Origin of the sequence: Rossellomorea aquimaris, assembly GCF_003315075.1 — a bacterium.
GTDB classification, from domain to species: Bacteria; Bacillota; Bacilli; order Bacillales; family Bacillaceae_B; genus Rossellomorea; species Rossellomorea aquimaris_C.
In genome coordinates this window covers 1-19636 of the sequence record NZ_QNRJ01000032.1, presented here as the reverse complement: position 1 = coordinate 19636, position 19636 = coordinate 1, and the positions used below count along the sequence as shown (strand labels likewise).

Below are 19636 nucleotides of genomic sequence, written 5' to 3'. Positions count from 1 at the left end.
AATAGTTATTGAATTTCCTCATTAAGTTTAACGACATCTTTATCTCTGTTTCTAAAAATATATGCCGGAGACCCACCTATTAATTTAACTGTGTCCTCACTCATCACAATGCCCGTTTCCTCTGATAATGCAATGACAGAAATCCCATATTTGTATACGTATTCTTTGATTAAGTCATCGTTACTAGTTTCGTAGTGACACCATATTGAATAGTTCTGTAAGTAATTCAATCCTTCAAAGGTCTTCAAATTTGTATGGTTGGGGTCCATGTGTGAGGAGGTTAAAATATCTCTGCCAAAAATAATAGCCCCGGCACTTCCTCCATATACAATCCCTTTTTTGTCTACATACTCTTTTAAAACCTTTCCAAATCCTGTCTCACGTAAGGCATTTAACAAATAAAAAGTATTTCCGCCGCCGATATAAATGGAGGAGAATCCCCTTAGATCCTCTAGAGATTTAGCCTCTAAATCAGTCCACATTTCTATTTCAGTTATGCCTAGAGGGTTAAACACACTATGTATCCATGTGTAACAGTCTTTATAAGGAATTTCTTCATGCATCGCAATTGGAATATATAGCAATGGCTTATTAAGATCTATTGCTCTAACAAATTCCTTATCTATTATTTCTGTCTGTTCCTTATCTCCGCCGCCAGAAAGGAATAGGTTAACCATAATAACTCTCCCCTAATCGGAATGCTCTTTTCTTACTACCAATTATTTCAAATTACACCTTTTAACTCAATGATTATTTTCGCAAGATAAACCAAATGTTTCTTTCTTTTACTGAGTTAACATAAATTGCTATCACCCTTTTCGTTTATTCTTAATCCCATTTGGATATTGAATAGTAAGAAATTAAATCATAGAAATGAGGTAGTGAAGATGCGAGAAAATCATGATCAGATAAAAGGGAAGCGAAAGCAGGCAAAGGGAGATTTAAAGAAAGGTTTGGGTAAACTTACAAACGACGATCGTATAATAGCGGAAGGCGAACGCGATAAGGATAAAGGGAAGGTTCAAGAAAAGGTTGGCGATGTGAGGGAATCCTTTAAGAAAAGTTGGTAACTGCAAACATGTGGCTGCCTGCTTAATAAATCATGAGAGGACGATCCTACTGCTTATCAGGAAAAAGCAGAGGGATCGTCCTTTTTATTATTGCTGCAATTGTCATTTGATGACCTCCTAATTAAAACTCTACACTTCCAATTATTTCAAAACCCCACCCCTTTGACAATCTCAACTTCCTGCTCTGATGCCTGTTTCACCCATCTGTTCATTTTTGCAAAATCACTCCATACAAACTCTGCACACTGAAACCCCTTTCATAACTTATAAATAGCCATTATACTAGACTCATAAGATGATCATCTAATTCACTAACAATATAAATTTGCAAAAAAATGTTAACAGAGGGGGATCCTCATGGTACTGGATAAAAGGCGTGCACACTTATTATCCATCATTCAACATTCGACTGATCCGATTCCGACGAAAGATCTGGTGGCCAGGACGAATTTGTCTCAGCGGACCATTTATTACGACCTTGATCAGATTAATAGTTGGTTACGGACTCAAGGATTAGAACCCATTGAAAGCCAGCATGGCAAGGGATTGTTTTTGCCTCCTGCATCGAAATCGAAGTTGATGGTTTCTAAGGATCAAGGTTTCGAAGATTGGCAGTATCAATTGTCGAAGCAGGAACGCGAAGTCTTGATTAAAGCCAAAATATTATTGGAAGAACAAGATGCATCAATGCAACGGTTCATGGATCTGACAAGTATGAGCCGGGGGACGATTGCCAAGGTGATTAAAGAGATCAAGCAAGAGTTCAGCAAAGCCGGCTTGCGGTTGTATTACAAGAAAGGTTCAGGATACCGATTGAGTGGTCCTGAGGATGCTAAAAGAACGATGCTTTCGAATATACTGGCAACCATCTTCTCGCACCCGGAGTGGCAGAACGTCAGGAATGAGGTTCATAAGATGATCCAGCCGGAAGCTGCCACGTGGTCGCATGAAACGGATCAAAGACGCCTGGTGAGAGAGATTCTATATGAAGCTGAGAAAGAATTGGGATTGACGCTGACAGATGAAATGGTGGAGATCCTTTCCCTTCAGATCTTGATGATCATGAAGCGTATCGAGCTGTCAGAGTATATTCTGGTTCCAGAAGCAGAAAAGCAGGTCCTCAAGCAAACTGAAGCATATAAAGCAGCCTTGCACATTACGAATAAACTTGAACACGCAAAGGAAGTTGCTTTCCCAGATGATGAGGTTTGTTTCATCACCATGAATCTATTGGGGTCCAAAGTCCAACAGGATAATTTCAACCGTTATACGGAACGGGAATTATCCGGACTGAAGGAAGTGGTGCAACGGATGATCGATGATTTTCAGCTTTACTCCTGTGTGGTGTTCGATGATAAAAAGGGACTCGAAGAAAACTTGATTTCTCATATTAAACCGACCTATTACCGGCTCAAGTACGGACTCTCCATTGCGAATGACCTGTCTGACAGTATTCAGACGACATACCCTGATATTTTCCACCTGACGAAGCGGGTGATGAAGCATCTGGAACTATATGTCGGAAAAGCGGTACCGGATGAAGAAGCAGCCTATATCACCCTGCATTTCGGTGGGTGGTTGACGAAAGAGCAGAAGAAAGTCGAGACGAAATTCAAGGCACTCATCGTGTGTGAGAATGGGATAGGGACTTCGAACATGCTCAGAACACAGCTCGAGAATCTGATCGCCGGGCTGAATGTCATCACGACGCTCTCCATGAGGGAGTATCGAAAGAACGAGTACGAGGCGGATATTATCTTTTCCACCAATTATATAAAAGAAAAAGACATTCCCGTCATCCATGTGCCTGCCATACTGACCAATTCGGAAAAGGAACGGGTCATGCAGCGGATGAATGAGCTTTTCGACTCGAAGCCGACCGAAAAGAACCGGACCGATCTTCTGATGGACGTGATCAAGCGTCACGCAACTGTCCATCAGGAAGATGCATTAAAAAAAGAACTGGTCCAGCTATTAGAACAAACTACTCCCACGATAAAGGAGCTTAGAAAGCCTATGCTTAATGAATTACTGACAGAACAGACGATCCAGCTGAAAGACCGTGTCACGGATTGGGAGGAAGCCATCAAGGCGGCAAGCCAGCCCCTTGTCGAACAGCAATCGATCCGACCGGACTATGTGGAGGCGATGATCACGAACGTGAAGGAATTGGGTCCTTACATCGTCATCGCACCGAATATCGCGATCCCCCACGCACGTCCTGAAACAGGAGTCGAACAGCTGGGGATGAGCTTCCTGCGACTCGAAGAACCGGTTTATTTTTCCGAAAAAGAAAAGCATCGCGCCCAGCTCATCATTGTGCTTGCGGCAATCGATAATCAAACGCACTTAAAGGCATTGGCACAGCTAACAGAACTATTATCAAATGAAGGCAATGTAGAAAAGTTGATCGCAGCAAGTGATCAAGAAACCGTCATTGAATTAATCAACCAAACAGTAGAAGTATAAATCTGAGGAGGAAATGAAAATGAAAAAAGTATTAGTCGTATGTGGAAATGGATTAGGAAGCAGCATGATCGTGGAAATGAACGTAAAGGCAGCACTGAAGGATATGGGGAAAGAAGCGGAAGTTTCCCACACGGATCTGACAACAGCCAAGACAGAACAAGCGGACCTTTTCCTGGGCTCTGAAGATATCGTCGAAAGCCTGGAAGACGGCCGTAAGAATGTCGTGAAGCTAAGAAACCTGATGGATAAGAACGAACTTCGTGCAGCATTGGAACAAAATATCTAGACCACTTTAAAAAAAGAAGGAGCGATATAAATGATAGATATCATAATGAAGGATATACTCGGTACACCAGCGATCCTTGTCGGTCTATTCGCCTTAATCGGACTCCTCATTCAACGCAAGAATTCAGGGGATGTCGTGTCCGGAACCCTTAAAACGGTCATGGGCTTCGTCATCCTCGGGGCGGGTGCGAATGTACTCGTCCAGTCCCTCGGACAGTTCAGCAGCATGTTCAACCACGCCTTCGAAGTGGACGGGGTCATCCCGAACAACGAAGCGATCGTGGCTCTTGCACAGGAAAGCTTTGGAACGGAAACAGCAATGATCATGCTGTTCGGTATGGTGGTCAATATTTTGATTGCACGTTTCAGTCCTTTTAAATACATCTTCTTAACAGGACATCATACCATGTTCATGGCCTGCTTGATCGCCGTCATCCTGACGACCGGAGGATTCACCGGAGTACCGTTGATCGTTCTCGGTTCGATCATCCTTGGTGCGTTGATGGTCCTGTCACCTGCCATGCTTCAGCCATTCACACGTAAAGTCACGGGTTCTGATGACTTTGCCGTCGGTCACTTCGGTTCGATCGGTTACCTCGTTTCCGCAATGGTCGGGAAGGCAGTAGGGAAAGGAAGCAAATCGACAGAAGAAATCAAAGTGCCGAAATCACTCGGTTTCCTGCGTGACACATCCGTTTCCGTTTCCCTGACGATGGTCATCCTGTTCTTCGTCGTAGCAGGCGCAGCAGGCCCAGCTTTCGTCGAAGGAGAATTAAGCGGCGGTCAGAACTTCCTGGTCTTCGCCTTTATGCAAGGGATCACATTCGCCGTTGGTGTGTACATCATTTTAGCCGGGGTACGCATGCTCCTTGGTGAAATCGTTCCAGCCTTCAAAGGGATCGCGGACAAAATCGTCCCGAATGCGAAACCGGCCCTTGATTGCCCTGCCATCTTCCCATTTGCCGGGAACGCGGTCATCATCGGATTTCTATTCAGCTTCATCGCCGGACTTGTGAGCATGCTTTTCCTTCCTTTACTAGGATTGAAAGTCATCGTTCCGGGACTCGTCCCTCACTTCTTCACAGGGGCAGCAGCCGGAGTATTCGGTAATGCAACAGGTGGACGCCGCGGTGCCATCATCGGTTCCATGACAAACGGGGTCATGATCAGCTTCCTGCCGGCTCTCTTGCTGCCGGTGCTCAGCTCACTTGGATTCCAGGGAACCACATTCGGAGATGCAGACTTCGGTTTAGTCGGCATTGTGCTTGGTAACCTCGTCAGCCTGATCGAATCCAATATGATGGTATTCGTATCGATCATCGTTCTTCTTGCCGTCCTGTTCTTTATCAGCTTTAAGGCTAAAGGGACTGGGGAGAAGGAAGAAACAGAAGTAGCATAAAATGAAAGTAGCCACCCTCTATGTTTGTGGAGGGTGGCTACTTTTTTTTCATCTTCCATTACGATGCAGATGCGGACAGGAATCAGAAATAAATATTATTAAATGATGCACTTAATATATATCCTTCTGAGTAAAATTCCAAAACGCAATGGCAAGGCAAGCGACAGCCCATACTCCAAGTACGGTTAATGAAAACGGCAGTGACATCCCTTCGATTGGAGGAGCTTGACCTTCCAAGTAATTGATCAGATCAAAATTCAAGTTCACCAAATACTTTGAGCTCGTCCAGCTAGAACCGATAGAAGATAAGAGGGTGCCTGCAATCAACACAGCCATCATGGCCCCGATGCCGGTTGCTGTATTTTTCACAAGCACTGAAATCATCAGGCTTATGGTGGCAACAGTCGCTGTAACGACCCATGCAAGGCCCGCTGACATCAATAAATATTCCCACATCGGGAGGGTATGGATATAGGTCGTCGAAAATCCCCCTGATGGTGAAACTTGAAAGCCCGTCAGAATAGGCGCCGTCCAGCCATCATATCCGAGGACAATCCCTGAAATCCCATAGCAGACAACTACAGTAGCTGCTATCAGCATCGATGTATACAGCAAAACCGTCAGCCATTTGGCCATCAGGATCTTCCATCGTTTGATCGGTCGGGATAATAATGTCTTGATCGTCCCATCATTGTATTCCCCACTCACAACATCAGCCATAATAATAATGATGAGTAAAGGCAGGACTAGTGTGAGTCCCTGCGAGAAGAAGATGCGGATGAATGTTGGCGCTCCCGGATAGTTCGGGTTGATGTCGTTGTCCAAGTAATATTGCTTTTGCTTCAAATCCAATTCAAGGAATTGTCTGGCCTCATCCTGGATCCCACTGGATGCAAGTCGGTTTTGACGATCGACGATCTCCTGCTGCAGCTCCACTCGCCAGTCCAGAGTACCCTGCTTTTCAATCTTCTCTTGTATCTCCCGGTATTGTGCATATGTAAACATGGAGACTAGAATGATTAATATGGCGATGACCACCGCAAAGCGTTTTTTGGAAGCCAATTTCATGACTTCATTATGAATCAGACCCATCATATTGGGGTTAGACAATATGATCACCCCCAGTCAAACGAATAAATAAGTCCTCCAATGTCTGGACCTTCCTTTCGATTGTCCATACCTCGATTCCCGCCTGTAGTAAAGATTCATTTAGGATCGACGTTTTGCTTTCATCCATAAGAGTATGGACCGTATGATCATCGTACAGTTCTGCCGCTTGGACATAGGGAGATGCTTTAACGATATCAAGTGCACGAAAAGCATCATTGACTCTCCAGTCCACACCTGATGACAATGCATCCACTAAATCACTTACCGTGCCTACCTTCACGATTCTCCCATGGCTCATAATCGCCACTCGATTGGCAAGCATTTCGATTTCACTTAATATATGGCTGGATACAAGAACGGAAAGACCCGTTTCGTCGACCAGTTTCCTGATAAATGTACGGAGATCCTTTATTCCCATTGGATCCAAACCATTCGTAGGCTCATCCAATATCAGCACATCCGGCCGGCCTAACAATGCTTGTGCTATCCCGAGCCTCTGACGCATCCCCAGTGAATAGGTCTGTACTTTGTCATCAATTCGTGCCGTCAGATCCACGAGATCAATGACCTCTTGTATTCGTTCACTATCCACATCAGGCAGCATCCGTGCAAATAGTTGCAGATTTTCCCGACCGCTCAAATACTTATATAACTCTGGATTTTCTACGATCGAACCAAGGCGCTGCATCGCCTGTACAAATTGCTTTCTCACATCAAAATCACAGATTTTAATGACTCCCGATGTCGGCTTGATCAGACCGACGAGCATCCGAATCGTAGTCGTTTTCCCCGCGCCATTGGGACCAAGGAATCCAAATACTTCTCCTGGATATATATCAAATGATATATTATCAATAATCGTCTTTTTCCCTATTACTTTCGTTACATTTTTCAATTGAACGGTTGGCTTTATGCTCATATTTATCACCCTACATCTATTCTAACGAACTTTTTTCTCAATTGCTCTTTTCAATACTCAGCATGAGTAAAAGTTGGTACAATCATAATAGAAGGAGAGATTAAGAGATGAAGAAATGGATGTGGCAACTATTTATCACCCTTTCCCTTGGACTGACCATCCTATTTGGGTATGGATTTGCAAGAGCCTATTCGGATGTCGCCAACCCTCCCCAAGAGAAGATCACAGCAGAATCAGAAGCAGCTCCCGTCACCCCTGGAGAAACGTATATTGCCCTTGGCGACTCATTGACAAGGGGGGTAGGATCTTCAAAAGGAGAAGGTTTTGTCCCGCTGGTTGGAGATTCACTTAAAGAAACGAATACGGTGGAGCGGTACCAAAACTTAGGGATACGGGGTGCGAGGATTGAAGATTTACTGGCACAGTTGGAACAAAAAGATGTCAAGCGATCTCTTAAAGACGCCAAAATCATTTCCATCACGATAGGGGGAAACAATCTCTTTAATTCTGGTGAGATTTTAAACAATTATTCGGAAACTGCAGCCCTTGGCATTCTGGAAACCGAAATTCCTAACTTGGAAAAGACGTTTGAAACCATTCGTGACATAAATAAGGATGCCGTCATCCTCTATATGGGACTGTATAATCCCTTTAAGGAATTGGCGGACGGGGATTCATTTGATTCTGTCATCCAAAAATGGAATGAATCTGCCCGCACATTAGGCTTAAAATACGACGTTCAAGTGGTGGATACCTTCAATTTGGTGACGGATGCCAAACGCGATCTTTCAAGTGACAGCTTCCATCCCAATGATGCTACTTATCAGCAAATGGCTGATAGTCTATCTCTTGTCATTGAAAAAAACATTATACAATAATCCCAAGGAGCCACGGGGACAGGTACCGTGGCTTTTTCTAAATCATGCCAATAAACCTGTTCTTCTGTCCCTGGATTACCTCTCTTCATTCCCCCATAACCATATTTAAAAGGTATGAAATCACCAATAATACACACCCTTACCTGTGGAGATATTTAATAGAACCTTTCCAGCGCTTTAAAAAACAAATAGATAACCTCTTATCAACTAAATGCTAGGTACAAAAGATTGATCCCTTACCACCACAGTTTCAGGCACAAACTTTATTAAAATATTGCTATCGCCTAACCCCTGAAATCTTGGATCCCACTTCTCTTCTTCTGATCCAAGGTAACGCTCGAGTAACCTTGTTGCGATTTTCTTATCGAAAGGCTCCACCGTGGCTTTACCTCTGAATCCTGCATGTAATACTTTTCCTGTTGTATGATCCAGATCTACGATACCAATGGCACACTCCGGGTTTTCTTCGATTCTTCCAGGGAAACTGTCTGAAGAAGGGGTACCGATGATATAGATATGTTCATTTTCCCAGTAAAACCAAACGGGTGACTCTCTCGGCCCTTCCTTTGATAATGTAGAAAGGTGTGCAAATAAGGGTTTTTCGAGAAAACCTTCGAGATCAAAGCCTTTATTACCAATTATTATTTCCAAATCCATTTCATCCTTTCAATATAGTAAACTCACAATATCCAAATAAAATCATTTGCATTGTTGAAGGAAAAATTCATATGTACTTCCATTTGTATCCTTCATAAAAGTGTCTAGTAATAACTGATTCTTATCATTAAATTACGTCATCCTCAATCTAACGTCCCCTTCAGTATTGTTCTCATTATCCCAATACTCCTGAAAACGATCGCGCCCGATTGCCGTCCTCCCTATTAAACCCACTCTTTCCCATGTTCACGAATGAATGTAATATCTTTTTGATAATGTTCATAGTGCCCTTCATCGATCATTTTCTGGAAAGCAGGGTCCCCTTCACCGGCTTTTCTTTTCATGTAGTTGCATAAGCCTTTCAAGCGCAGCAATACCATCTCCAGATACTCTTCTTTCATTCCGTCCATACCGTAGGATTCAAAGAACAGTGCCACTCTTTGTTTTATACGATTGGCATCATGGGTTGGATGATAATGAACGGCTTCACCCGTTTCGGTATGATAATGCCTGCTTAAAGGAACGCAGGTGTACAGAGTATAGGCAATGTCCCAAAGTCTCGGACCGGGACCGGCAACATCGAAATCAATGATGCCTACTGGTTGCTCCTGGTTAAAGATAATATTATAAATGGCAAAATCATTGTGGCATATAACCTCTGTGTTCGGTGGCGTGTGGTCCATTGGTTGCCATTCATCCATAAATGGAAAGTCGCTCACAGCATCATGGTACTGACGGAGCATCTTCGCTATTCCTTTTAGAGCATCATGGGACCACATGTACTCTTTTAAGGGATAATTGCCGGCTTCTCCCTTAATGAACGACAAGATCTCTCTGTTTTTTTCATCAATGCCAAGAAACTTCGGGGCATGATCAAATCCTTTCCTTTCCAAATGCTGAAATAACCTATGGATTCTATCACTATCGGGCTTCAATTCCCGCCTAACGGTATCTCCCGAACGATATACGTTTGAGACATTCCCTCCTGTTAGCATTTCTTCTTTTTCATGCTGACTCTTCATGTAATTTCCCCCGATTTAGGGACGCTGTGATTGTGTCAATCGCGATGGTTAATCGACAGTTATGACCCTATTATTAATCAATCTCATAAACTCAATACCATTCTATACATCTTAGTGATATGACCCTCAAGATCATCATCAAATTCTGAAACGACGGTGAAGCCTTTTGCACGATAAAAGTTTGTTCCTGTCTTATTCTCTTTCTCCACACTAATATAGACCGATCTTCACCTTTTCAACCTTCTATTTCCCTCTTGTTTCAACCAATACCGAAACCCTTTTCCAGCTAATGGTTCATCATTGTATCTTGGGATGACGTGGAGGTGACTGTGGAGGATTTCCTGATTGGAGACTTTTCCTACATTCCAGCCAAGAGTGTAGCCATCTGGAGAGTACTCCTTATCTAGTACTTTTTTTGCCTCCTGCAGCAGTTCGTATGTATCGTTCCACTCTTCTTGTGTTAATTCAAAAGCATCGGTATGATGTTTTTTCGGGACAATCAAGCCGCTTCCCTCTAATACACCTTGATGTTTGTTGTGTTGCAAAAAATAACAAGTTTCATTCTCCAGTACAATATTCTGTTCCTTATCTTGATGTGGATTACATAATGGACAATTTTCATCGTAAGACATATATACCCTCCTAAGATCAAATCTTCTCTGAACCCTGGTTTTCAGTAATAATCCCCATGATTCCCTTGGTTATCCTTTGTGTTATCGGCTTGTGTATGATACTATATAAAGCATCTTGAAATTGACCTCAAGTTTAATAAGGAACCCGCCTCTGTTATAGAGGTGGGTTTTCTTTGTATGCGTTTGATAGTGTTCATATTGATAATATTCGAATCTTTAAGTAATACAAACGTTAAGATCACCAATAAAACTAAATCCCTCCTTATAAAGTGATGCGGCACACAGAATATATCTTGTTTACACTTTCACGATACCCTATAATGGAAAATATTACATTTGTTGGAGGTAATCATGACGTCAAATACTATAAGCCCTACAGTTAAACTAGTTGAGTTTAATGAACAATACACTCACCAATTATCCAACTTTCACTTACCTGAAGATCAACTAGAATTCACCAGTCTCCCTTTGGGAAAAATCAATCATCCGAAAGTCTCCAAAACTTCTATTCATGTATTAATCATGAGTCATAATGAACCAGTGGGATATTTTGCATTAGAAGATGGGGAAAAGGTTCATAAGTATAGTGACAATCCAAAGGCAAGAATCTTGACATCTTTTTCAATTGATTCAAAGTTTCAAGGAAAAGGACTGGCAAAACAAGGTCTAAAACTACTTCCTTCTTTCGTGAAAAACGTTCTGCCTGATATCAATGAAGTGGTTCTTGGGGTGAACAAAAGGAACACGGCAGCTATCAACCTCTACATGAAATGTTGTTTCGTAGATGAAAACCAAATATACGAGGGACCTAAAGGACCTCAGCATGTTTTACGCTTGATTATTTAGCTGGGCTGCATAAGCCCTTCTCACATATTTATTCGCTTAAACCCTATGTATCATTCTCGTTTCTTCCATCTGTTCAAAGTGGCCTTTAGAATGACCAGCCACCATCTTCACCATTTTCCTTACAGTAAGCTCTCCCTGGTCTTCCGTTTGAATTTTTCTATTCAGTGCGTTCGGTAGACGATCGCAAAGGGTGAGAACATGTTCCCTTATTAGCTTGAAAAGGGATACCTCTGTATCTATGGATCTCTCTTTATAGTTTGTGCCTGCTTCCCATTGATTCGGGTCATATGGATTATTCTTATAAACTCTGCCATCTTCAGCAAGAGCAAACTTTATTCGATGAAACAACGTCATATCTGAATCAATTAAATGAAGAGCTGTTTGTCGAATGGACCATTTTCCTTCAGCTCTTACCAAATCTAAATCACTCTCAGATAAACCTTCCAGAACGGTGTCTATTCGGTCAATCCCATTCTTATAGAGTGATAGAATGTCTTTATCTGACATATATAACTCTTCCCAGTGTGAAACGATATAGCCATCTGGATCTTCCACCATGATTAACTGACCAAATCCTGGATCTACCTCCAACTCATACTCCATTTGATTATCAATACACTCCTGTTTCAGCATTTCAACCTTTTCTCCCATGATATAAAAACGCTGGCCAGGGTCAGGTTTCACAAACGCCACATCAGTATAATCCTTGAACTTCTCCCCATCACCTCTAATGAGTAGCACCGCACCTCCACTCGGGAGTCTCATTTGAACGATTTCATTTATGTCGTCTTTCCATTCTTCGCTCCATTTAAAGAATTGACTGTAGAAATGTTGAGATTCTTCTAGATTATTCACTTTTAAGACTAGCCTTGACTTCAATATAAAACCCTCCTCAAATCCTAATTTTAATGAAGCATTGACAGCATAAAGAAAAAGCGAAAGATCAACTGCCTGACCTTCAGCTTTTCCTATTCCATTTGATCACTTCGAAATAAAATACTTCTCCCGGAAAACCGGACTAAGCTCACTCCACACATCAAACTTATTTCCATCCAAATCATAAAAAACAAAATTCCTTCCAGTGTGGCCTCTGTTTTCAATCGTGCCAACCCGAATACCATTAGTTATAAAATCCCTATGCATTCTTTCCAACGCTTCTAAACCATTCACTTCGAATGTTAAAGAAAAGCGTTCCTCACCATAAACATCTATGAAATTAGCACTTTGATTTTCTTTTGATTTAACAAGGAAAATACTTTGGTTTGCAAGATTCAGGATGGCTTTATCTTCATCCTTATAGCTTAACTGTGCATCCAATTTATTTATGTACCATTCTGATGAAAGATCCACATTCGTTACTGGAATATAGGTTGTGCCAACCCTTAATAATTTCTCGCTCATTTAAATTCCCTCCTGCAATTAGATATAGTAAACATTCTCTTTCCATATGTGTTTCCCCTGCAGAAATTCCCATATTTTTCATAACCCTTTTCTCCCGATCTTCACTGATAACGTTGATTCCTCTTTATACTCTCCAGATTCACAAATATCGAGCATGCCCTCTCTCACATCACGTTCAAATAACGAGACGTCACTTCCAAGAAAACGTCTAGATCCATAGGATGTGGAGTAAAGGTTCCCTAATAATGACTCAATCGTCCAAGTGATTTCGTATGTCGGTAAGGTGTGAACTTCAAGGTTAAATTGAGAATGGGAGATGACCTCTTCATGACTGGTATCGGGATGAGCATAGGTTGAATTTCCAGCTTTTCGATCTTTCCCATACCATTTTCCGATTATTTCATTAAACCTTATTTGCCAAGGTTTCAACGATTGATTGGGATCATAATTATCAATGATCGCTACCCCTCCACCAGGAGAAATCATATCAAATAATTCCTCTAATACCTTTGGTCTGTCCATCCAATGAAAAGCCTTGGCGATCGTCACGAGGTGAAATGGCTCATGATTCTCAAGTCTGTACTGCTCCAAAGCTCCATTGAACCATTGAATCTGACCCATCCTTACTTCCCGGTGGATACGCTTAGCTTCTTCAATCATTTCCGGTTCAACGTCTATACCTACTATTCTATGACACCAATCTGAAAACCTTATGGTAAGCTGCCCTGTGCCGCAGCCTAAATCAAGGAGGTTCTGCTCCCCATTTAAAGAGAACGCTTCAACCAGGAATCGTATCAAAGAAGAAGGATACATCGGTCTGTATTTCGAGTAATATCCTGCAGAGCCTTTAAATAGGTCTTGCCCGTAATTGTTCACTATTATAATCCTCCCATCAATCTCTATATGCTTTCAAAGAATCTTCAACATACTACATGTTGTTGGGTGAAGTTTAGTTATTATTACCTTATATGGATCAACCCTATATGTTCATTTCTTAGTATTCTCTTCTTTTTTCTTCAGAAGTGAACCTGCAATAGCAGCGAATATATCTCCAAGTATAGTTAAAATAACACTCATATTCATCACCCTTTCCCTATAAAAGATTCTTAAGCTATAAACCACCTTATGGCTGAATTCCCGTTAGCTGAAGAATCTTTCAGTCTGGTCATTTCTTTTTTACAATAACTTCACTCGCTACTCTTTTGTCAATTTTGGTATTTTCTCCTTCATTCATTAACCATAAATAAACAATCGGATGTTCTGTTCGGCTTACCCATTTCTCTAAATCCTTAAAACTTTCAACTTCACCACTAAATTTTGTTTTATCATCAATAATAATTTCATATGATTGATATTGTGCTTCAGGGTCAGTATCCTCTTCCCCTACAATAATACTACTTTCCTTCACTTCAAGAATTGCACCTTTGAAGTCAGAATTACGCCCGCACCCTAGAATTAGTAGAAATACCATTAAAAAAATAAGTAAGAATTTTGTTTGCATATTCCCACCAAAATGAACTGCCCCATTATGACCATTAATCATATAAAGTCTCTTTATAAGGATCTCTCAAAAATTCAAACAGCATGTGAATCTGAGCTTCTGTATTTCTTCCGATTGACAGCTCCGGTAAATTCCCTTCTTCAAAAAAATGAACACCCTTTGTTTCAATTCCACTTCTTTCTTCTCCACCCGTCACCTCACATTGAATAAATATTTTATAGTAATGGTAAGGTTGCGGGGGATGGGGGTGCTTGTTCATATCGAGAAGTGCGAGTAATTTTACAGGGGTTACATCATATCCCGATTCTTCTCTTATTTCTTTGATGATGTTTTCACTTGGAGAGAGACCTATATCACAAAATCCTCCTGGCAGAGACCACTTATCATCAATTTTCTCTCTTACCATCAGTATTTTATTATCTTTGAATACCACACCGCGCACATCTACTTTCGGTGTCTAATAACCTGTTTCGTTCGTAAATAATTCCCTTATTTTCCTCATTTCCAGGTCCGTATATTCCTCCATGATCTCCGCACTGATCGTTCGTAATTCTTCATATCTCTCAATATCGTAAACATCCTTTGAAAAGGCCAGCCCTGATTGAGATAATGCTTGGATCCTTTTGGCCCATTCTAACCATTTATCGTTCATCTTACTTGCACCACCTTACACGTTCATACTATTTAATCTATTTCTCTTCCACCCTGTCTTACTCAATCTATAATGATGATAGCGTTCATGATCGATCGTCTGTTGACCCTGGTAGGTAAACTCACACTCCCTAGATGAGCCCCAAGAACTTAATAAAGAGGGTTGAATGTAAGCAAAATAAAATCCCCTAATATCCCAACACTTAAAGCCAATGGCTTCGTGCTTAAAAATATTTCACTAATACCTTTATTGGTCTCTTCTTTTGGTTACCGAGCTCTGCAAAACAAGCTATCAACTGGTCTGAATGAATTTCATAATTAAAGATCTTTGTTAAATGCGGGGTTTTTACACTCTCATTAAAGAACCAAATCGAGTGTTGCTGATAATCCCATCCATCACTTGAACCAACAATTTTCAATTCTTTTTCGTAAAAGTCTTCATTTAGGTAAAAAAGATCCTTATTCCCATCTGATAAAATACAAAGCTCTTTCTGGTACTTCAATGATTTCAACTGGGTATGAAACGCATCTTTACTCGCAGAACATTCCAGTCCGAAATCATAAAAGACAGATGGAACTTGTTCTTTAGCAGAATAGGTATTAGAGGCACCGAAAGTATGAGCAAGTTCCCTTCTCGATTCATCTGGTTCCAACACATCAATATGTTTTACTTTCATATAGTTTTTCAAGAAGTGGATGGTCAATAGCCCTATTGTTCCTGCACCCGTAATAAGAACCTTATCTTTCCATTCAGGCTTGAGCTTCAACACTCCTTTTCCAGCATCACAAGATAACGTATTAAGCAGAGCATACCTATATTCAACAGAATCTGGCACCTTAACTACTTTATTTGCTTTTACTATACCTACATTCTTATGACCATAAAATGCTAGTACATGATCTCCTATTTTAATGTTCTTAACCTCAGCCCCTGCTTTTATGACTTCCCCATAGCTTTCATAGCCAGTTTCTTTTGGGTAATGAGGTTGGGGGTCAGTAACATCCGATTCATTATATTGGGGCAATTCAGCGCCGATACTGATGGCTCCAGCAATGGTCCGAATTAATATTTCATCGGATTCCAATTCCCTTGTTTCATTTCGCCTCCACTCTAATTTTTGCTTCCCAGTTAAAATTAGTGATTGTTGCATCATAGTATTCAATCCTTATGTATTTATTTTTTCATAAACGTCTGTACGATTCTGGAACGCAAAAGAAGCACGCGATTCATCCCAATAGAATCTATTCTCCCATTACTTTTTCATCAATTGATTCAAACGCCACTCCCTCTGTGGTTTTCACACTGAGCGGTTCTTTGATTTCATCGATTCCTATCATAATGTAAGGAGTGTGATTGGATTGCTCACCTTCTCCTATTTCAACAAGGATCTCAGTGCTATCCTTCTGTCTAACTTTTTTCACATCAATGTCTTTCCCCAAATATTCTTCACCAAGAATCAATGTTACTTGTTTTCTTCCTTCAGAGATTGTGGTGACCCGATAGTAATTTTCATAATCACGGTCTTCTCCACGAACAAACTTCGTGCTTCCTTCATCAATGATCCAATAATTATCAGCAGTATATATAAGGATCATTAAAGATGAAAGGAAGATAATAGGCGTTGTAATGAGAATGAGCTTATCTCTCTTTACAAAAGTTTTTTTCACACCATCAGACGCCAGGAATCGCAAAATGATCGCTCCGGATATCGCCGTGATCAAGAAACCTAATCCAAAGAATCCATAGACCATTCCTTCAAATCCATGTATGAAAACAAAACCATAAGCCGTAATGAGAACAGCTGCAAGTAAGGTGATCAGTGACGGTATATAATATGCTCCGAACTTCTTTGAAACGGTATAAGTAAATATAAACAACAGAGCACCCCAAAATGCCCCGATAAAAATGAGAACAAACATATTATCTCCTCCCCAAAATAGCGGCTGTTCTTCTGATGACCGGCACACCCAGATTCGACGAAACCACCCGCTTTTCCTGAATTACCTTTATAACATTACGTGTGCGTAGCTCATGAGTATTCTCCACAATCTGCCCAATTCATGAATAGGTTTATAGCCCGAGAGCATTGAGTGGTCTTCAGTATTGCTCATCTGAATGTACTATTTCTTTTGGAATATCCCATATGTAATAATGATTCGAGAATTGTCGTGTTTCGATCGTAATGGTTTCTCTCTCTTTTTCGAATACAAGCCCCGAACCCATCTGCTCTCTATATTGCCACCCTTTAATTACCATAATTTCTTTCATCACACCAAATGGATACTTTTCCTCGAATTCAGAAACATATCGAATGTCATTTGTTCTTTCTAACACTTCTTCATATCCCTTATTGGAAATCTCACATTTGCTAATGGCAAGTAAATAAGGAAAGGGGGCCCCTTCTTGAGTTAAAGCACTTCCAAATCTTTATCCTATATATCCGAAGAATAGGAAGAAAAAGAACAGCATCACTGTAAGAAATTTCTTCAAACTTCCACCTCCACCTTCTAAATCTACTTTTTGAATTTTTTTCATTAGCAAACTCCCTTTAACTAATACCAATTATTTCAAATAATTGGTATTATCTCAATAACTAAATTCCAAAAAAAAGAAGCTTACCTTATTACGGATAAGCTTCTTTTGGAAAAAAGTCAGTCATCAAACTGAATGGTTTCCTTCATCACTTCTTTATCTTCATTTTCCCACACTACCTCTAAGATAATCTTTTCAGCGAAGTCATTAATATTTCCTGTTGAATCAGGTCGTGAACCTCCACTTTGTATGATTTTAATGGCTTTTCCCTTTGAAGTGCCGGAACTCTCTCCAGCTGGATAGGACAAATAATATTTAACCTTTTTTGGCATATAGTGATTTTGAAATTCTAGGTTTCCTTTAATATAGTATGTATCATCTTCCTCAGAACTGGTGAAAACAACTTTAATCTTGGCACTCCATGCTTGAGACCCGCCACTGATCACAAGGCTTTCATCTCTTTTTTCACCATAACACCCTGTTGTAATCAATATTATAATAAATATGGATATTGCTATTCCCCTAATGTTTCCACCACTTTCTTCTAATAAAATCGCTCTTCCGTTATTCTGATACAATTGTTAAATTGCTATCATTGGCTGATCTTTCTGCTTCTCCCCTTAAGTATTGACCTTATATAAAATTGACGATTGCCAAGTAATGATCGGTTCCTAAGTAGGAACATATTCCATTTACTTGCGAAGGAGCACTGCAGATCTCTGGATGAGGTACAGCCATAGTTTGTCATAATGGACAATACTGATCGACAATCTCCAAAAGACGCTCTGGCTTTTCTGATGAAACACACTCAGACAATCTTGCTGCAGCTATAATGGGCGCCCATTCATACATTTCAGCTTTAGACAATCCACTTTTCTCACAGTAAAGGCGCATATACATATCAGCCAATTCCACTGAAAACTGGGAATACAAAAGATACGTTCGATATACGTCAGCACGTATATCCCCTGCACTAGAATCAACCCAGTCGATTATGGTGACGTTATGATCTGACATAATTAAGTTGAATAAATGAAAATCCCCATGACAGAGTTTTTTTTCGAAAGTCATTGAATCTAATTTTTTTATTAAAGCAGACTTCCGTTTATTATCAAGCTGTGGTGCAGACTCTATTTGTCTACTTAACTTTTCATACATGGAATCAATAGAATCAGCTTTGATCTTATGAATTTCCATTTGTATATCAACAGAAATGTTCATATAATATTCCGCTTTTTCCATGTGATCGGTTAGAAGATCTCCTATAGTTCTCCCCTTTATGTGTTCCATAACGATTACCTGTTTACCATCGATTTTGGTTACATCAACTATTTCCGGGACAGAGAGTCCAAACGAATAAGCATACTTCTGCTTATATGCTTCATTAGTGGATTCCATTTCAGGTAATGAGTCATTAAAAACTTTGAAGACCTTATTTTCATAAAGATACACTTTTGCTGTATTACCGATGGCCATTGGGCTTCCTAAATTCACAGGTTCTCACTCCTTTCTCTAATATTTTCAGACGTGGAGTGACGGTTCTGATACTTTCAATTGAATGCAGAAAAAATTCACGAGATGCGTCATTCCCACCTATACTAAGTAACTTTCCAACTGATCTTTTTGACGTACATGATGACGAAAATGCATTCCGACCAATTCATGCCATTCCTTTGCATTCAGCCAGCCGAATCCTCCATGTTCAACTTTATTATTTGGGTTAACACCCTCCACTTCCGTTTCTAAATGACTCATTCTTTCAATTAATTGGTCCATCCTGCTAATGAGCTCTTCCTTGCTGTCTGAATTATTTGGTGGGGAATTCAGTTCATCTGGTAACCTTATTTTAATAGGTGGAAACCCTCCGTTCTCAAATAATTGCTCACCAAACTGGGTTTTTCCAAATGGTTGTTCCTCGTGCAATGCAGCACATTCTTCCATACTATCAAGATACTCATGGGCAACAACAATTAAATGGTCATACATCTGTCCAATCGACCATACCCCTTCTTGTGAAATATACCTTAGCTGTTCTAATGAATAATGGTTAAGGTCACCTTTGAACGTAATAAGCAGTTTAATGTCACTCATATAAATACTCCCTTTCGTTTAGGCGTATTGTCAAAACTTTTATAAGAAATAGGTTATGAAATCCTATAATAGAGGGATTTTTGAGCAAAAAAATTGCCACCCCCTGAAATCTGGAGATAATTGAGGTTACCACACACCCAATTCCCAGATAGGAAGTGACAAGTTGTACCCT

General features: G+C 40.5%; 22 protein-coding genes and 1 pseudogene. 6 read left to right on the top strand and 17 right to left on the bottom strand.

Annotated elements, in window-relative coordinates; translation table 11 throughout:
- Window positions 1-5: 5 nt before the first annotated feature.
- Window positions 6-677, bottom strand: coding sequence for a Type 1 glutamine amidotransferase-like domain-containing protein (locus DET59_RS20540; protein ID WP_113971462.1), 672 nt, complete (start codon window positions 675-677; stop codon window positions 6-8).
- Between the two features lie 210 nt (window positions 678-887).
- On the opposite strand from DET59_RS20540, the gene DET59_RS20535 reads away from it, so the two are divergent.
- The 4 genes from DET59_RS20535 to DET59_RS20520 all read left to right on the top strand — a co-directional run bounded on the left by DET59_RS20535 (window position 888) and on the right by DET59_RS20520 (window position 5223).
- Window positions 888-1070 carry a CsbD family protein gene (locus DET59_RS20535; RefSeq protein WP_113971461.1) on the top strand — a complete coding sequence of 61 codons (183 nt, stop codon included), beginning with the start codon at window positions 888-890 and terminating at the stop codon, window positions 1068-1070.
- Between the two features lie 357 nt (window positions 1071-1427).
- Window positions 1428-3539, top strand: coding sequence for a BglG family transcription antiterminator (locus DET59_RS20530; protein WP_113971460.1), 2112 nt, complete (start codon window positions 1428-1430; stop codon window positions 3537-3539).
- Window positions 3540-3558: 19 nt separating this feature from the next.
- Complete coding sequence (locus DET59_RS20525; protein WP_060671682.1) at window positions 3559-3825, top strand: PTS sugar transporter subunit IIB; 267 nt, start codon at window positions 3559-3561, stop codon at window positions 3823-3825.
- A 30-nt stretch (window positions 3826-3855) separates the two neighbouring features.
- Entirely contained in the window at window positions 3856-5223 is a 1368-nt protein-coding gene (locus DET59_RS20520; protein WP_113971459.1) for a PTS ascorbate transporter subunit IIC, read from the top strand.
- 111 nt (window positions 5224-5334) lie between these two features.
- Here DET59_RS20520 and DET59_RS20515 read toward each other — a convergent pair whose 3' ends face one another.
- Window positions 5335-6333, bottom strand: a complete 999-nt coding sequence (locus DET59_RS20515) for an ABC transporter permease (RefSeq protein ID WP_113971458.1) — start codon at window positions 6331-6333, stop codon at window positions 5335-5337.
- A complete protein-coding gene (locus tag DET59_RS20510) occupies window positions 6326-7252 on the bottom strand; it encodes an ABC transporter ATP-binding protein (RefSeq protein ID WP_397540969.1) in 927 nt (308 codons plus the stop codon). The genes DET59_RS20515 and DET59_RS20510 overlap by 8 nt, the downstream gene beginning before the upstream one ends.
- Before the next feature lie 107 nt (window positions 7253-7359).
- On the opposite strand from DET59_RS20510, the gene DET59_RS20505 reads away from it, so the two are divergent.
- The gene (locus DET59_RS20505; protein ID WP_113971457.1) at window positions 7360-8130 is read left to right on the top strand and encodes an SGNH/GDSL hydrolase family protein; all 771 of its coding nucleotides are present in this window, start codon (window positions 7360-7362) and stop codon (window positions 8128-8130) included.
- Between the two features lie 207 nt (window positions 8131-8337).
- Here the strand turns inward: DET59_RS20505 and DET59_RS20500 are convergent, their stop codons facing one another.
- From DET59_RS20500 to DET59_RS20490, 3 genes are all read right to left on the bottom strand, one after another.
- Window positions 8338-8781, bottom strand: coding sequence for a pyridoxamine 5'-phosphate oxidase family protein (locus tag DET59_RS20500; RefSeq protein WP_397540968.1), 444 nt, complete (start codon window positions 8779-8781; stop codon window positions 8338-8340).
- A gap of 230 nt (window positions 8782-9011) precedes the next feature.
- Window positions 9012-9809, bottom strand: a complete 798-nt coding sequence (locus DET59_RS20495) for a phosphotransferase (protein WP_113971455.1) — start codon at window positions 9807-9809, stop codon at window positions 9012-9014.
- 227 nt (window positions 9810-10036) lie between these two features.
- The gene (locus DET59_RS20490; protein WP_113971454.1) at window positions 10037-10441 is read right to left on the bottom strand and encodes an HIT family protein; all 405 of its coding nucleotides are present in this window, start codon (window positions 10439-10441) and stop codon (window positions 10037-10039) included.
- A 351-nt stretch (window positions 10442-10792) separates the two neighbouring features.
- Here DET59_RS20490 and DET59_RS20485 point away from each other — a divergent pair, with 351 nt between their 5' ends.
- Window positions 10793-11287 (top strand): GNAT family N-acetyltransferase, encoded by a 495-nt coding sequence (locus DET59_RS20485; protein ID WP_113971453.1) that lies wholly within the window; start codon window positions 10793-10795, stop codon window positions 11285-11287.
- A 36-nt stretch (window positions 11288-11323) separates the two neighbouring features.
- Here DET59_RS20485 and DET59_RS20480 read toward each other — a convergent pair whose 3' ends face one another.
- The 11 genes and pseudogenes from DET59_RS20480 to DET59_RS20430 all read right to left on the bottom strand — a co-directional run bounded on the left by DET59_RS20480 (window position 11324) and on the right by DET59_RS20430 (window position 19464).
- Window positions 11324-12166, bottom strand: coding sequence for a VOC family protein (locus tag DET59_RS20480; RefSeq protein ID WP_113971452.1), 843 nt, complete (start codon window positions 12164-12166; stop codon window positions 11324-11326).
- Window positions 12167-12268: 102 nt separating this feature from the next.
- On the bottom strand, window positions 12269-12688 hold the full coding sequence (locus tag DET59_RS20475; protein WP_113971451.1) for a VOC family protein: 420 nt from the start codon (window positions 12686-12688) through the stop codon (window positions 12269-12271).
- A 78-nt stretch (window positions 12689-12766) separates the two neighbouring features.
- Window positions 12767-13564: a class I SAM-dependent methyltransferase gene (locus DET59_RS20470; protein ID WP_113971450.1), complete on the bottom strand. Its 798-nt coding sequence runs from the start codon at window positions 13562-13564 to the stop codon at window positions 12767-12769.
- Window positions 13565-13853: 289 nt separating this feature from the next.
- Window positions 13854-14231, bottom strand: coding sequence for a hypothetical protein (locus tag DET59_RS20465; RefSeq protein WP_113971449.1), 378 nt, complete (start codon window positions 14229-14231; stop codon window positions 13854-13856).
- A pseudogene (locus DET59_RS20460) lies at window positions 14224-14841 on the bottom strand (NUDIX hydrolase). Before DET59_RS20460 ends, DET59_RS20465 begins: the two are co-directional and overlap by 8 nt.
- 223 nt (window positions 14842-15064) lie before the next feature.
- Window positions 15065-15994 (bottom strand): zinc-dependent alcohol dehydrogenase, encoded by a 930-nt coding sequence (locus tag DET59_RS20455; protein ID WP_113971448.1) that lies wholly within the window; start codon window positions 15992-15994, stop codon window positions 15065-15067.
- 88 nt (window positions 15995-16082) lie between these two features.
- Entirely contained in the window at window positions 16083-16760 is a 678-nt protein-coding gene (locus tag DET59_RS20450) for a hypothetical protein (protein WP_113971447.1), read from the bottom strand.
- 178 nt (window positions 16761-16938) lie between these two features.
- Window positions 16939-17175: a hypothetical protein gene (locus DET59_RS20445; protein WP_113971446.1), complete on the bottom strand. Its 237-nt coding sequence runs from the start codon at window positions 17173-17175 to the stop codon at window positions 16939-16941.
- A 317-nt stretch (window positions 17176-17492) separates the two neighbouring features.
- Window positions 17493-17951 (bottom strand): hypothetical protein, encoded by a 459-nt coding sequence (locus DET59_RS20440; protein ID WP_142675618.1) that lies wholly within the window; start codon window positions 17949-17951, stop codon window positions 17493-17495.
- A gap of 166 nt (window positions 17952-18117) precedes the next feature.
- On the bottom strand, window positions 18118-18867 hold the full coding sequence (locus DET59_RS20435; protein ID WP_113971444.1) for a phosphotransferase family protein: 750 nt from the start codon (window positions 18865-18867) through the stop codon (window positions 18118-18120).
- 99 nt (window positions 18868-18966) lie between these two features.
- Window positions 18967-19464, bottom strand: coding sequence for a DinB family protein (locus DET59_RS20430; RefSeq protein WP_113971443.1), 498 nt, complete (start codon window positions 19462-19464; stop codon window positions 18967-18969).
- Between the last annotated feature and the right edge of the window lie 172 nt (window positions 19465-19636).